General features: G+C 41.8%; 16 protein-coding genes. 11 read left to right on the top strand and 5 right to left on the bottom strand.

The genetic code is table 11. The features are described 5' to 3' along the window. The first annotated feature begins 1 nt into the window (after position 1). The 4 genes from ACP69X_RS12875 to ACP69X_RS12860 all read left to right on the top strand — a co-directional run bounded on the left by ACP69X_RS12875 (position 2) and on the right by ACP69X_RS12860 (position 2361). A complete protein-coding gene (locus ACP69X_RS12875; RefSeq protein ID WP_426052722.1) occupies positions 2 to 1150 on the top strand; it encodes a bifunctional cystathionine gamma-lyase/homocysteine desulfhydrase in 1149 nt (382 codons plus the stop codon). Positions 1151 to 1222: 72 nt separating this feature from the next. Beyond that, positions 1223 to 1453, top strand: coding sequence for a YrhC family protein (locus ACP69X_RS12870; protein WP_034279976.1), 231 nt, complete (start codon positions 1223 to 1225; stop codon positions 1451 to 1453). A 450-nt stretch (positions 1454 to 1903) separates the two neighbouring features. Then, entirely contained in the window at positions 1904 to 2038 is a 135-nt protein-coding gene (locus ACP69X_RS12865) for a YrzI family small protein (RefSeq protein WP_064497892.1), read from the top strand. Between the two features lie 161 nt (positions 2039 to 2199). Beyond that, positions 2200 to 2361 carry a hypothetical protein gene (locus ACP69X_RS12860; RefSeq protein ID WP_411264352.1) on the top strand — a complete coding sequence of 54 codons (162 nt, stop codon included), beginning with the start codon at positions 2200 to 2202 and terminating at the stop codon, positions 2359 to 2361. A gap of 43 nt (positions 2362 to 2404) precedes the next feature. On the opposite strand, the gene ACP69X_RS12855 is transcribed toward ACP69X_RS12860, so the two are convergent. Further along, positions 2405 to 2530 carry a YjcZ family sporulation protein gene (locus ACP69X_RS12855; protein ID WP_008342643.1) on the bottom strand — a complete coding sequence of 42 codons (126 nt, stop codon included), beginning with the start codon at positions 2528 to 2530 and terminating at the stop codon, positions 2405 to 2407. 266 nt (positions 2531 to 2796) lie between these two features. Between ACP69X_RS12855 and ACP69X_RS12850 the strand changes: the two genes are divergently transcribed. The 7 genes from ACP69X_RS12850 to ACP69X_RS12820 all read left to right on the top strand — a co-directional run bounded on the left by ACP69X_RS12850 (position 2797) and on the right by ACP69X_RS12820 (position 10340). Then, positions 2797 to 3399 (top strand): class I SAM-dependent methyltransferase, encoded by a 603-nt coding sequence (locus tag ACP69X_RS12850; protein ID WP_426052761.1) that lies wholly within the window; start codon positions 2797 to 2799, stop codon positions 3397 to 3399. A gap of 413 nt (positions 3400 to 3812) precedes the next feature. After that, positions 3813 to 5027: a formaldehyde dehydrogenase, glutathione-independent gene (gene fdhA / locus ACP69X_RS12845; RefSeq protein WP_024423097.1), complete on the top strand. Its 1215-nt coding sequence runs from the start codon at positions 3813 to 3815 to the stop codon at positions 5025 to 5027. Positions 5028 to 5112: 85 nt separating this feature from the next. After that, positions 5113 to 5886: a class I SAM-dependent methyltransferase gene (locus ACP69X_RS12840; protein WP_426052721.1), complete on the top strand. Its 774-nt coding sequence runs from the start codon at positions 5113 to 5115 to the stop codon at positions 5884 to 5886. A 44-nt stretch (positions 5887 to 5930) separates the two neighbouring features. Then, on the top strand, positions 5931 to 6680 hold the full coding sequence (locus ACP69X_RS12835) for a glucose 1-dehydrogenase (protein ID WP_426052760.1): 750 nt from the start codon (positions 5931 to 5933) through the stop codon (positions 6678 to 6680). Positions 6681 to 7051: 371 nt separating this feature from the next. Next, positions 7052 to 8272, top strand: a complete 1221-nt coding sequence (locus tag ACP69X_RS12830) for an MFS transporter (RefSeq protein WP_411264287.1) — start codon at positions 7052 to 7054, stop codon at positions 8270 to 8272. 70 nt (positions 8273 to 8342) lie between these two features. Continuing rightward, positions 8343 to 9383 carry a 2,3-butanediol dehydrogenase gene (locus ACP69X_RS12825; RefSeq protein ID WP_041086353.1) on the top strand — a complete coding sequence of 347 codons (1041 nt, stop codon included), beginning with the start codon at positions 8343 to 8345 and terminating at the stop codon, positions 9381 to 9383. A 126-nt stretch (positions 9384 to 9509) separates the two neighbouring features. Next, positions 9510 to 10340 carry a manganese catalase family protein gene (locus ACP69X_RS12820; protein ID WP_041086351.1) on the top strand — a complete coding sequence of 277 codons (831 nt, stop codon included), beginning with the start codon at positions 9510 to 9512 and terminating at the stop codon, positions 10338 to 10340. A gap of 35 nt (positions 10341 to 10375) precedes the next feature. Here ACP69X_RS12820 and ACP69X_RS12815 read toward each other — a convergent pair whose 3' ends face one another. Genes ACP69X_RS12815 through ACP69X_RS12800 form a run of 4 tightly spaced genes read right to left on the bottom strand, consistent with a single transcriptional unit; the run spans position 10376 to position 13415 of the window. Then, entirely contained in the window at positions 10376 to 11086 is a 711-nt protein-coding gene (locus ACP69X_RS12815; protein WP_305960333.1) for an amino acid ABC transporter permease, read from the bottom strand. A gap of 12 nt (positions 11087 to 11098) precedes the next feature. Continuing rightward, on the bottom strand, positions 11099 to 11797 hold the full coding sequence (locus ACP69X_RS12810; RefSeq protein ID WP_041086347.1) for an amino acid ABC transporter permease: 699 nt from the start codon (positions 11795 to 11797) through the stop codon (positions 11099 to 11101). Continuing rightward, positions 11794 to 12654: an amino acid ABC transporter substrate-binding protein gene (locus ACP69X_RS12805; protein WP_041086344.1), complete on the bottom strand. Its 861-nt coding sequence runs from the start codon at positions 12652 to 12654 to the stop codon at positions 11794 to 11796. Before ACP69X_RS12805 ends, ACP69X_RS12810 begins: the two co-directional genes overlap by 4 nt. After that, the gene (locus ACP69X_RS12800) at positions 12651 to 13415 is read right to left on the bottom strand and encodes an amino acid ABC transporter ATP-binding protein (protein WP_041086341.1); all 765 of its coding nucleotides are present in this window, start codon (positions 13413 to 13415) and stop codon (positions 12651 to 12653) included. Before ACP69X_RS12800 ends, ACP69X_RS12805 begins: the two co-directional genes overlap by 4 nt. Positions 13416 to 13533: the final 118 nt, after the last annotated feature.

Below are 13533 nucleotides of genomic sequence, written 5' to 3'. Positions count from 1 at the left end.
AATGAAACCAAAAACAATGATGATTCACAGTGGAACAACGGGTGATGAAAGAACAGGCGCCGTGTCTGTACCTATTTACCAAGTGAGCACGTATAAGCAGCCAAAAGCAGGCGAACATACGGGGTATGAATACTCCAGAACAGCAAATCCAACAAGAACCGCACTGGAAACAGTCATTCGTGATCTTGAAGGAGGAGCAAACGGCTACGCATTTGGTTCAGGGATGGCAGCCATTACGGCTGTGATGATGCTGTTTAACAGCGGGGATCATATTGTGCTGACAGATGACGTATATGGCGGAACCTACCGCGTCATCACAAAGGTGCTAAACCGCATTGGCATTACTGCAACCTTTGTTGACACAAGTGATCCTGAAGCGGTGAAAAAAGCCATTTTACCTGAAACAAAAGCCGTTTACATTGAATCACCAACCAATCCTTTACTCAAAATGACGGATCTAAAAGCGATCGGCGAATTGACAAAGGAAGCCAACATCTTGATGATTGTCGATAATACATTTTTCACACCGTATTTCCAAAGGCCGATTGAATATGGTGCGGACATTGTTCTGCATAGTGCGACTAAATATTTAGGCGGTCATAGTGATGTTGTAGGCGGGCTTGTTATCACAGCGACGAAAGAGCTTGGAGAAGAACTGCACTTTGTTCAAAACTCGACAGGCGGAATTCTTGGACCGCAGGATTCATGGCTTCTCATGAGAGGGATGAAAACGCTTGGGCTAAGAATGGAAGCACATCAACAAAATGCACAGAAAATCGCGGAGTTTTTAAAGCAACATCCAGCTGTCACACGTGTTTATTATCCAGGTCTCGGTACTCATCCTGGCCATGAACTTGCGAAAACACAAGCATCTGGCTTCGGCGGAATGATCTCTTTTGATATTGGAAAAGAAGAACATGTTGATGTATTTTTGAGCCAGCTAAAGCTGTTTACGATCGCAGAAAGCCTTGGAGCAGTAGAAAGCTTAATTTCTGTCCCTGCCCGGATGACCCATGCGTCCATTCCAAAAGACCGCAGGGAGGAGCTTGGCATCACAGATGGTTTAATTCGTATTTCCGTTGGGATTGAAGATGTTGATGATTTACTACATGATATCAAGCAAGGACTTAGCGCGCTGGCGAATGGATAGATTTACATGCTCCTCGCTTTCTCTCACTATGTTAAGCTATGAATAGACATTGATAACTGGAAGGTGAAACAAGTGAAGAAAAAGTGGAGTGATTTAGTGACAGATTACAAGCAGTACGCTTTTATTTTGCTTGCTGTCAGCACCTTTTTATATATTGGTACGATCTTACCGAACCAGCACATCGAAGCATCTCCAAAAATGCTGATGATGGGAATAGATTGTGTTTTCTTATTAGCCGCTTTTGTTTGTGTGAAACGTGCGATTTTCTTTCAAAAGAAACTGCAAGAATTAGATGAAGATTAATTCGAAAGTCTCCTCATGTGCCTGAGGGGGCTTTTTTCATTGTATTGGACAATCGGACAAGAATAACTGTAGAAATTTAGTCAAAAACACAAAAATCATCTATATTACTAAAAACAGGTTTACAAAATGGTGCTTGCTGGATATACTTACAAAGTAATTAAAAAAAAACGTAAAGGAGGCTGAAGAATATGTTATTCGTATCTACTTGTGATCAATTCAACCAACAATTTCATCATGTCATCAGCCTGTGGAAGAGTTCGTGTCCTTCCTTTGCCTTATACGGTGCACGCTTCAAAACTGTTTAAGTAAACGAGGATTTCACACGTATCATCCAGTGCAGGTTGGAAGACACTGTCTTTTGAGCTGCATTTTTGTGTGCCCGCAGGTCAACTGATAAAGAAGATCTGCGGGCTATTTCGCGTGCTGCGAACTGAAGGGAGGTGAACGTATATGACAATCCATTTATTTTTTATTACTTTGACGATCAAGCGTAAATACAAGGACATTGAGACCGTTCTTTACGAACAAGAAGTCGAAACATTTTATGAAGAAATGAAACAGAAACAACTAAAGTATATGAACTAAAACAGGAAAAGAAAAATGTGAAAAGGAGGAGATTGACATGTTTATGATGCTTGCAATGCTTGATTGTTATACGAGGGAGAAGGACCAGGTTTAGACACGCTCCACATTGATCACCTGCACATATGATAACCGTAAAAGGAGATTGTGAGGTGATCAATGAAATGTCGATGTCACCATATATGAGGTTCCCGTCTGTGGGGCACGGATATGCATCCATTCCGCATTCCTTAAAGCACGGGTACGGCAATCCATACCGCAAGCAAAGAGAGCAAGAGGAAATGCTCAGACGTTATATGTATCAGTACCGGACTTATTGGTATTAAAGAAAAGGAGCAGGAAACGTCATGGTTTCCTGCTCCTTTTACGTTAGCAAATCCAGCTTGCACCAATGATGATCAACAAAATGAACAGTACAACAAGCAATGCGAATCCGCCTGCAAAACCGCCACCGTAGCCACCGCAGTAGCCTCCAGAATAACCGCCAAAGCCCATAATCTAGCACCACCTTTATCTAATCAAGATACATTTATAAATTATGCAGCTCATGCAGAAAACGAAATCAATCTAAGCACAAATAATGAAAACGCCTATTCAGGTTAAAAAATTTTCACTTTCTGCGAAACATTTTCTGAAAAGAAGCGTCTTATAAAGGACAAATAAATTAGGACTAGGTCTTAATTTTTGTTAGGTGAGAGCCGATATGAAAAGTAGAAAATTTGTAAATAGTTTTATTTACTGGTGAAAAGCAGGTGTTAACATTGATTCAAAGCTGGATTGGAAAACAAATGAGGGAACCAAAAGGCTTGTTCTCAAAATGGGTTGCCCGCTATATGGAAAAAAATCATCATAATATCAATGAATGGACGCTTCAACTCTTAAATATACAAGAAAATGACCGAATTTTAGAAATTGGGACTGGAAGAGGCATCACCTTATCAAAGGTAGCAGAAAAACTTGACCGCGGAAAAGTATATGGAGTGGATGCCTCTCGTCATATGGTCAAATATGCAAAAAGAAAACATAAGAAGCTTGCCGAACAGGACAAAGCCGTCTTCACACTTGGTGAGGCAGAGCATTTACCTTTTGAAGACAGATCATTCAATAAATTATTTACAGTGCAGACGATCTATTATTTGAAGGATATTGAGCAAGTCATGAAGGAAGTGTACCGCGTCCTTCAAGTAGATGGAGAAGTATTCTTATCTTTCCAAAAGCAGGAGCTGGTAAAGGAACAAAAACGGTCACAATCTTTTTCTTCGTACAGTGAACAGGAGATCAGCGGCCTATTTTCAGCGTATCACTTTAGAGAAGTCTCGGTTTATCACTATGATACATACATCTGTATCAAAGCTTTAAAATGATGAAAATATTTCCCAGGTAATGAACAAGCACTCAAAAAGAGGCTCTTCGTCGGAGGAGCCTCTTTGCCTGCAATCAAATGTAAAAATAAATAAAGGCTCTTCATCAGAAGAGCCTTTTGTATGTAAGGTAGGCGCCAGCCAGGTGTGTAAGGAATGATAGTATATATAAGGAATTTGTTTGTCGATTAAGGATACCTGTCTGGCTTATTTCTTATATCGACACCGTTCTGCAAAAGTTTAGCTTTTTTTTCAATATTTTCTTTTTTATTTCACTGGAAGACACATTTTTCTTTCTCACGTAGACATGTTCCTCCTTCTTTTTCACATAATGTGCGGTTTGAAGAAGGAAATTGCTTAAGAAATAGAGAAAATTGTAGAGACTTCATTTTTAAACAAAAGGGAGGAATGAAATCATGTCGGGAAACAAAGGTGTCGTTTATAAAGGAGCAGGAAAAGTAGCAGTTGAGGATATTGGATACCCTGATTTGGTCTTAAAAGATGGCCCGGGTGTACCTAAAGCCAATGTGGGGCGCAAATGTGAGCACGGCGTCATTTTAAAAGTAGTGACGACGAATATTTGCGGAAGTGATCAGCACATGGTAAGAGGGCGTACGACTGCACCTGAAGGACTTGTCCTTGGTCATGAAATTACAGGTGAAGTCGTTGAAGTTGGGCGAGATGTGGAGTTTATTCAAAAAGGAGATCTCGTGTCCGTTCCGTTTAATATTGCATGCGGACGCTGCGTCATGTGTAAGGAACAAAAAACCCATGTGTGCTTAAATGTAAACCCGGACCGTCCAGGATCTGCCTATGGATATGTAGATATGGGCGGATGGGTTGGCGGTCAATCCGAGTATGTCATGGTTCCATATGCAGATTTTCAGCTGCTCAAATTTCCAGACAAAGATCAAGCGATGGAAAAAATCCTTGATCTCACAATGCTTTCCGATATTTTCCCGACAGGTTTTCATGGTGCTTATACGGCAGGAGTAAAGCCTGGTTCGACCGTATATATTGCGGGTGCTGGCCCAGTAGGTCTTGCAGCAGCTCATTCGGCTCAGCTTCTTGGCGCATCTGCTGTGATTGTTGGAGATCTGAATGAGCAAAGACTGGAGCAGGCAAGAAGCTTCGGCTGCGAGACGATCAATTTACGAAAACATGATCGAATCGGCGAACAAATCACGAATATTTTAGGGGAGCCAGAAGTCGATTGTGCCGTCGATTGTGTTGGCTTTGAAGCTTCGGGCCATGGAGATCAGGGAGAAGCACCAGCGACCGTTTTAAATACAATTATGGATATTACCAAAGTTGGCGGCAAGCTTGGAATTCCAGGGCTTTACGTCACAGAAGATCCAGGAGCAGTGGATGCCGATGCAAAAGTTGGTTCTCTGAAAGTGCGAATTGGACTTGGCTGGGCGAAGGCTCATACCTTTGTGACAGGTCAAACCCCTGTTATGCAATATCATCGCAGTCTAATGAAATCCATTTTAAGCGGAAGAGCACAGATCGCCAAAGCCGTCAATGCGACCGTCATTGACCTTGATCAAGCTCCTAAAGGATATAGTGACTTTGATTCGGGTGTGGCGAAGAAATTTGTCATTGACCCGCACGGGATGCTTTCTCGATAATTTTTAACATGAAAGGAGCCGCTCAATAAAATGGGACGGCTCTTTATTGTGGAAAATCCAATCTATTTCAAAGGGGAGGAATCAGATGAATACAGATCAAGCCAAAAGAAGAGTTATAGAACAATTTGGGAGAAATGCAGAAAAGTATGTGACGAGTCAAACTCATGCAAAGGGAGCAGACCTAGATCTAATTGTTGAATGGGCAGCTCCAGAAGAAAGCTGGGTCGTTCTCGATATAGCAACTGGTGGCGGGCATACCGCAAAAACACTGGCTCCATATGTGAAACAAGTGTTTGCGACGGATTTAACGAAAGAAATGCTTTCTCATACATCACTTCATTTAAAAGCGTATCCACAAATTTTTTATGTAGTAGCGGATGCAGAAAGCCTTCCTTTTTTAGATGGCACATTTGATATGGTCACATGCCGAATTGCAGCACACCATTTCCCGCACCCTGAACAGTTTGCCAAAGAGGCATCTCGTGTATTAAAGTCAAATGGTCTGTTTTTCTTTATTGATAATGTTTCGCCAAATGATGAAGAGCTTGCACTATTTATCAATGAGCTAGAACGATTGAGAGACCCAAGTCATGTCTCCTGTCTATCTACAGAACAATGGAGGGAACTGTTTTTAACAGAAGGAATAAAAGAAGTAAAATCAATGGAACGAAAAAAACGTTACCCTTTTCAAGAATGGGTCAAGCGAACAACGAAAAATTTAAAGGAAGAAGAGATTGTTACAGAATACTTGTTAGATGCTAACGAGAAAATAAAGCAATTTTATAGATTGAAAATGACAGAGGATCAAATAGAATCAATAGAGGTGGATGACTGGATTGCTCTTTTCAGGAAAGGGTAAAAGTAAATCATTCATACCAGTCATAGAAAGGAATCAATCATATGCTGAATTTTAAAGGAAAAACCGTCATCATCACAGGCGCAGCCAATGGAATTGGTGAAGCGATCGCCTGCGGCTATGCAAAAGAAGGGGCGCGTGTGGTGCTTGCGGATATAGATGAAGAGAAGGGGGAGCGTTTGGAGGAGCAGCTGAGAAAAGAGTCCTATGAAGTTTATTTCATCAAAACGGATGTGAAACAGGAGAAGGATATCCAGCGCTTAATGTCGTTTGCAGCGGAGCGCTGTAAAACGATTGATATTCTCATCAATAATGCAGGCGTCATGTGCACAGTATCACCTTATGAATTAACAGTCGATGAGTGGGATCATGTCCTGCATACAAACGTAAGAGGGACTTTCTTATGTGCTAGAGAAGCAGCACGTTATATGAAAGAGAATCCAAAAGGCGGTTCCATTGTGAACATTTCATCCACCCGTGCGACCATGTCAGAGCCTCATACGGAAGCTTATGCTGCATCAAAAGGCGGGATTTCCGCGCTTACTCATGCCTTGGCGGTTTCTTTTAGTCAGGATCACATTACGGTGAATAGCATTTCCCCTGGGTGGATTGAAACGAAGGATGAGAAAAGTCTTCGAGAAATTGACCATCAGCAGCATCTTTCCAATCGAGTCGGCACGCCAAAGGATATTGTGAAAGCTTGTTTTTATTTAACAGATGAAGACAATCAATTTGTGACCGGCACAGATTTGGTTGTTGATGGCGGCATGACTAGAAAAATGATTTATGCGGATTAACATGAAAAAAACATTGACGCTTTGCTCGAGGCGCAGTACAATATGTAACAATTCAGCTGAAGATCGTGATGAAAAAAGACACAGCGCAAATAGAGAAGAGTACATCATAGCTGCCCCACACAGAGAACTCCGTGAAGCTGAGAAGGAGCTGGGAAGCATGATGGAACCAAGCCTCTTAGCTCTGCACCGGATTCTCTCGGATGGTGGTGCAGCGAATTTCTCCCGTTACAGAGAAGGGTGAATGATCACCCGCTAAGGTTCATCTGGCAACAGATGAATGAACTGAGGTGGCAACGCGGAGTAAATCCCGTCCTCAAGACAGAAATGTCTTGGGGGCGGGATTTTTTTTATGACAAATAGGGGGGACAATGATGACAAAACATTGGCGGGATATGAGTATTTTGCTTGGAGCCATCGGGATCGCAAACATAGGAGAATGGATTTATATGATTGCCCTCCATCTGCTTATTTTTCAAGAAACGGGCTCTGTACTTGCTGTAACAGCAGTTTATTTGCTAAGACCGGCAGCTTCTCTTTTGACAAATAGCTGGTCTGGCAGTTTGATTGACAGGCTGAATCAGCGGAATGTGATGATCAGTTTAGATATTACCCGTGCTTTGCTCATTGCATGCATCCCTTTTGCCTTATTTTCAGGACATTTGCTCATCCTGTATGTCATGGTGTTTTTCATACAGATGGCACAAGCGATGTTTCATCCAGCGTCGATGGTTTATATGACAGGACTCATCCCGGCCGATAACCGAAAACGGTTTAATGCCATTCGCTCTTTATTACAATCCGGTGGATTTTTACTTGGACCCGCAGCAGCAGGTCTGCTTTTTTTAATCGGGACGCCTGTTCTTTCAATTTATGTAAATGCGAGCTGCCTTTTGATATCTGCTCTGTTAACGATGTGTTTACCGAATTTGCTCAAAACAGATACTGGCCAAAAGGAGTTTTCCCTTTCAATGTTAAAAGAGGATGCAAAGCTTGTTCTGCGATTTAGTTTGACGTCACGCAAGATCATGGGGATATATTTATTATTTAGTGCGGCGATATCGGTCCTTCCTACGGCCATTGACTCACTTGAAACAGCCTTTGCAAAAGAAGTACTGATGCTGACTGATACTCAATATGGCCTTCTTGTTAGTATAGCTGGAGCAGGCATCATCGCAGGGGCAAGTCTTAATTCGGTCATTGTCGAAAGGCTGTCAGTTTCGCTGATGCTTGGAATCGGCAGTTTGTTTGTGGCGTTTGGCTATCTTATTTATGCATTTTCCAGCACACTATTTGTAGCAGCCGGTGGTTTTTTTATATTAGCCTTCTTTTTAGCTTTTGCAAATACAGGTTTTATGACGTTCTATCAAACAAATATCCCAGTAGAGGTGATGGGAAGGATAGCCAGCTTTTATGCTTTAATTGAAGCCATTTTGACAATAGCCATAACAGGAATATTCGGCGGGCTCGCTCATGCTTTTTCAATCAGAATCTCCGTCATCATTGGGTGTATATGTATGCTTCTTATCTGTCTATTGCTATGTTTTGTCATCTTTCGTCCATTGACTGCCAAAAAAATAGTGCATCCTACTTAGAAAATTAAAAAAATTATGTTATCATTATTTAAGTAAGTTAATTAAATTGATGAGAAAAGGAGTCTTACAAATGAAAGCACTACGCTGGCACGATCAAAAGGACATTCGACTAGAGGAAATTGACGAACCAACAGTTGCCCCAGGAAAAGTGAAACTGAAGGTAAAATGGTGCGGCATTTGCGGTAGTGATTTACATGAATATTTAGGCGGACCGATCTTCATTCCTGTGAATGAACCTCATCCACTTACAAAAGAAAAAGCACCAGTTACGCTGGGACACGAGTTCTCTGGAGAAGTTGTTGAAGTAGGAGAAGGCGTGAGCAATTACAAAGTAGGCGATCGAGTGGTTGTAGAACCTATTTTTGCAACTCACGGGCATCAAGGTGCTTATAACTTAGATGAAAACATGGGCTTTTTAGGACTTGCCGGAGGCGGCGGTGGATTCTCTGAATATGTATCAGTCGATGAAGAATTACTTCATTTATTACCAGACGAAATTTCATATGAGCAAGGCGCGCTTGTCGAGCCTTCTGCAGTTGCTTTATATGCGGTACGTTCTAGTAAAGTACAAGCTGGGGATACAGCGGCTGTGTTTGGCTGTGGACCAATTGGTTTACTTGTCATTGAAGCATTAAAAGCAGCCGGTGCTACTGATATTTATGCAGTTGAATTATCAAAAGAACGCCAAGAGAAAGCAAAAGAGCTTGGAGCGATCATTGTGGATCCTTCTCAGTATGAAGATGTTGTTCAAGAAATCGCACGCCGTACAAACGGTGGCGTCGATGTTTCTTTTGAAGTGACAGGTGTACCTGTTGTATTGAAGCAAGCAATCCAATCAACTAGAATTTCAGGCGAAACAGTCATTGTGAGTATTTGGGAAAAAGGCGCAGAAATTATGCCGAATGACATTGTCATTAAAGAACGTACAGTAAAAGGAATTATCGGCTATAGAGACGTATTCCCATCTGTATTAAACTTAATGAGAAAAGGCTATTTCTCTGCAGACACACTCGTCACGAAAAAAATCAAGCTGGACGATGTGATTGAGGATGGCTTCCATGCATTAATCAATGAAAAAGATCAAGTGAAAATTTTAGTCAGTGCTGAATAAGTAAGATAACAAAGAGGATGGCATAAGCCATTCTCTTTTTTTATGTGATCAGGTCATTTTCATAAAGAGAGCTGCGGTTGAATAGTGATAATTGAAAAGATGTTTAATAATAAGGGAGATGACATCATGTTTTATCACATCAAAGAATTGCAATATGAAGCAAAGCCCTCAAAGCCTGATCCGCTTTACGCGAAAAAGCTGCAAGAAGTATTAGGCGGTCAATATGGTGAAATCAGTGTGATGATGCAATATTTATTTCAAGGCTTTAATTGCCGGGCAGACCAAAAATATAGGGATTTATTATTTGATATTGGGACAGAGGAAATCGGCCATGTCGAAATGCTAGCGACGATGATCGCACGTCTGCTTGATAAAGCACCGGTAAAAGAACAGGAACAGGCGTATCAAAGCGATCCAGCACTTGCGGCTGTTATGGGCGGAATGAACCCGCAGCATGCAATTGTTGCCGGCTTAGGGGCGATGGCAGCGGATAGTCAAGGGTATCCGTGGAATGCCAAGTATATCATTGCAAGCGGAAATTTAATGGCGGATTTCAGAGCCAATTTAAATGCAGAATCACAGGGGAGACTTCAGGTCACAAGGCTTTACGAAATGACAGATGACCGCGGTGTCAAGGATATGCTTTCCTTCCTCATTGCTCGTGATACATATCATCAAAATATGTGGCTTGCCGCAATTAAGGAATTAGAAGAGCGAGAAGGGGATGTCGTCGTACCAACCACCTTCCCTCGTTCACTAGAAAAACAGCAAGTATCCTATGACTTGTTTAACTTCTCAAGAGGGGAAGAAAGCAAGGAAGGCAGATGGGCACATGGCCGCAGCATGGATGGAAAAGGAGAGTTCAGATATATTTCTGCACCTGTCGTATTCGGCTCAGCACCAAAGCTCAAACCCGCACCGAAAGAACTGTTTAACACCCCAAAAAAAGGTGAATAAAAAAGTCGATCAGGTTTTTGTGCCTGATCGACTTTTTAACGTCCGAGAGTTCTTCCGTACACGCTGACACGTTTCTCTAATAATGTAAAAGCTAATTCAAAGAAAATGCTTAGCAGCCAATAGATCAAAGCAGAGACGAGATAAGTTTCTAAAAACTGATAGCCGTCATTTGCGATGATCCGGGAAATACCCATGATTTCGAGTACTCCAATTGTAAACGAAAGAGATGTCGCTTTTAATAGCTGGACGAGCTGATTGCCTAGGTTCGGTAAGGCCACAACAAATGCCTGCGGCAAAATAATGCGCAGCATCGCCTGCCTTGTTGTCATGCCTACAATTTTTGCCGCTTCAAGCTGCCCTTTGTCTACTGCGAGAAGTGCACTTCGGACCACCTCTGTTAAATGGGCGGCTGAATGCAGGCTGAAGGTAATGAGGGCAACAGCTAGTGGGGAGACCATATCCGGGTGAAAGGTTAGCCCGAAGCCGCTCATGCTACTTAGAACAAAAGGAAGCCCATAAAAGAAAGCGAACAGTTGAACAATAAGAGGCGTTCCTCTAAAAAAGGAGACGTAGAGCGTGACCAGCTGCCTGAGAACAGGGATGCGAAAGAGACGAATGAAAGCAAAAACAGATCCGATCACAAGACTCACAGCCATAGAAACTAGTGCAATTAATAAGGTGAAAGGAACGCCTTTTAGAATATGAGGTACTTGGTCAATCGCAAATGGAATATCAATGGTTTGCATCAAATCGCCTCCTTAACGTGACAGGCTGGTGCGGCCTTTTACAAATTTCTTTTCAAGCAGCATGGTGACTAGTTCAATGCTCATACAAATGAGCCAGTACACAATCGCAATGATCACATATACTTCAAACATGCCGATTCCATAGTTATTTCCTAAGATAATCTTCACCTGTCCCATAATATCGATGAGCCCGATCGTAAAGGCAATCGCCGTGTCTTTCACAAGATCAATGGTGTAATTTCCGAGGTTTGGAAGGGCAATGAGAAAGGCCTGTGGGATAATGATCCTGATCAAGGCCTGTGTATCTGTCATCCCAACAATGTAGGCGGCTTCAAGCTGATCTTTTCCAACTGATGAATACGCACTGCGAAAAACTTCAGATAAATAAGCGCCCGTATGTAAAGAGAACGTCATCATCACAAATAACACACGATCCCAATGGTTGATTTGAATTCCTGCCACAAGTAAAAGCTGAGGCAGTCCAAAATAAATTAAGAATAACTGAACAATTAATGGCGTACTTCGTGTAAAAGATAAATAGACAACAGCCAATTGCTTCAGCACTGGGATTTGCTTAATACGAATGCATGCAAATAAAAGTCCTATTATGATAGCGAAAAACAATGACACTACAATAATGAGAAAAGTGAGTGGCAGGCGTTCAAGCACCTGTAAAAAGATCCGCAGCCAATCTCCAGCTGTAAACGTCATGACGCTTCCTTCCTTTCTTCATATTGATAGCCTTGCTCTGAGATGTAGTCAATATCTTGAAAGAAATCAACCCCAAACCACTTTTTCGCAAGCTTAGGCAATGTTCCATCATCAATCATCTCTTGTGTAACCCGGTCCAAATCTGCTGCAAGCTGTTTTTGACTTGGCTGTAAGACAAGATAGATCGGCTCCTTTGACACGATCCCGCCCACTTTGACCTTCAGGTTCAGATGCTTTTGAATGGTATCAAAGGTCGAAATATTCATAAAGGCCGCATCGGACCGTCCGCTTTCAACGCGCTTTAAGTTGAGTTCATTTGAAGGGCTTTCAATGGTTGTCAGCGGAATATCTGGATCATGTTCTTCATTATATTGATTTAATATGGAACGCAATCCGCCGCTAGGACTGACAGGAGCCAGCTTTTTAGATGTCATATCGTCAAGCGATTGAATATCCTGGTTTGATTCATCCACAATTAAACCTGTCATCGAATAGCCGTACGGAACTTTAGGGTAAAGAAACCGCTTTTCACGTTCAGGGTTACTGAAAAACCAATTAGCTGCCATTTCAAATTTCCCTGCGCCAACACCAATTAAATTGGATTCTTCCTCGCCAAAGATGTAATCAAAATGTATGTGCGGAAGTCTTTTTTCTACTTCATTTAAATAATCAATGTTATAGCCAATTGGTTCGTTTCGGTCATTTGTCGCTAAAAAGGGTGGATTGACCTCTGCGCTCAGTGCGACTTTCACAATTTGTTTCCCATCATCTGTTGTTGTTTTTACACTGCTGCAGCCAATCAGAGCGAGGAGAAATAGGAGGACACCAGCTGTCATGAATGCTGTCTTTTGCTTCATATGTCTTCCTCCGATTCTTGCCACATTCCGCGATGGATTCTGGATAAAAATTGTTTCGTTCGTTCATGCTGTGGCTTTATCAGGACGTCTTCTGGTGAGCCTTTTTCAACAATTTCCCCATCTGCCATAAAGATCACCGTATCCGCTACGTCCTTTGCAAAGGAAATTTCATGTGTCACAATGACCATCGTCATTCCTTGGCTTGCAATATCTTTGATCATTTCAAGGATTTCTCCAACCATCTCTGGGTCCAGTGCGGACGTTGGTTCATCAAACAAAAGCACCGCAGGATTCATCGCAAGAGCGCGGGCAATTCCAATCCGCTGCTGCTGACCGCCGGATAATTCACTCGGAAATGCATCCTTTTTATGTAGCAGTCCAATCCGCGTTAAAAATTGCTCTCCAACCTTTTCTGCTTCTTTCTTAGACATGTTTTGGGACACAATCAATCCCTCTGTAATATTTTCAAGTGCTCGTTTATTTTGAAACAAGTGATAATGCTGAAATACCATGGAAGATTGCTGCCTTAGTTTTAAAAGATCTTTTTTATGATATTGTTCAAATTGAATCGTGGCTTCTCCAACAGTCAGCTCTCCTTTGTCTGGAATATCGAGGCTGTTTAAACTGCGAAGAAGTGTTGTTTTTCCTGATCCGCTCGGTCCAATAATGGCAACCACTTCACCTTCTTGTACGGAAAAATCAATGCCTTTTAACACATGGGTCTGCCCATAAGATTTATGTAGATTAGTAGCTGAGATCATAAAAGCATCACGTTCCTTTGACAGATGTACTTAATATTGATAAAATTTAACACATTAAATCCTATAAGTAAAGTGTGTTTTATTCATTCCGATTGGATAAATGAGATATCATAGATTG

The sequence above is a fragment of the Bacillus sp. DC4300-2b2 genome (assembly GCF_049895685.1).
GTDB lineage: Bacteria > Bacillota > Bacilli > Bacillales > Bacillaceae > Bacillus > Bacillus safensis.
The sequence above is the reverse complement of the archived record's forward strand: the minus strand, read 5'-3'. Positions and strand labels throughout refer to the sequence as shown.

What these genes read in the sequence shown, in the direction of transcription:
- ACP69X_RS12875 (WP_426052722.1), top strand. Translation starts at nt 2, where the DNA reads ATGAAACCAAAAACAATGATGATTCACAGTGGAACAACGGGTGATGAA.
- ACP69X_RS12865 (WP_064497892.1), top strand. Translation starts at nt 1,904, where the DNA reads ATGACAATCCATTTATTTTTTATTACTTTGACGATCAAGCGTAAATAC.
- ACP69X_RS12860 (WP_411264352.1), top strand. Translation starts at nt 2,200, where the DNA reads ATGTCGATGTCACCATATATGAGGTTCCCGTCTGTGGGGCACGGATAT.
- ACP69X_RS12855 (WP_008342643.1), bottom strand. Translation starts at nt 2,530, where the DNA reads ATGGGCTTTGGCGGTTATTCTGGAGGCTACTGCGGTGGCTACGGTGGC.
- fdhA (WP_024423097.1), top strand. Translation starts at nt 3,813, where the DNA reads ATGTCGGGAAACAAAGGTGTCGTTTATAAAGGAGCAGGAAAAGTAGCA.
- ACP69X_RS12840 (WP_426052721.1), top strand. Translation starts at nt 5,113, where the DNA reads ATGAATACAGATCAAGCCAAAAGAAGAGTTATAGAACAATTTGGGAGA.
- ACP69X_RS12830 (WP_411264287.1), top strand. Translation starts at nt 7,052, where the DNA reads ATGACAAAACATTGGCGGGATATGAGTATTTTGCTTGGAGCCATCGGG.
- ACP69X_RS12825 (WP_041086353.1), top strand. Translation starts at nt 8,343, where the DNA reads ATGAAAGCACTACGCTGGCACGATCAAAAGGACATTCGACTAGAGGAA.
- ACP69X_RS12820 (WP_041086351.1), top strand. Translation starts at nt 9,510, where the DNA reads ATGTTTTATCACATCAAAGAATTGCAATATGAAGCAAAGCCCTCAAAG.
- ACP69X_RS12815 (WP_305960333.1), bottom strand. Translation starts at nt 11,086, where the DNA reads ATGCAAACCATTGATATTCCATTTGCGATTGACCAAGTACCTCATATT.
- ACP69X_RS12810 (WP_041086347.1), bottom strand. Translation starts at nt 11,797, where the DNA reads ATGACGTTTACAGCTGGAGATTGGCTGCGGATCTTTTTACAGGTGCTT.
- ACP69X_RS12805 (WP_041086344.1), bottom strand. Translation starts at nt 12,654, where the DNA reads ATGAAGCAAAAGACAGCATTCATGACAGCTGGTGTCCTCCTATTTCTC.
- ACP69X_RS12800 (WP_041086341.1), bottom strand. Translation starts at nt 13,415, where the DNA reads ATGATCTCAGCTACTAATCTACATAAATCTTATGGGCAGACCCATGTG.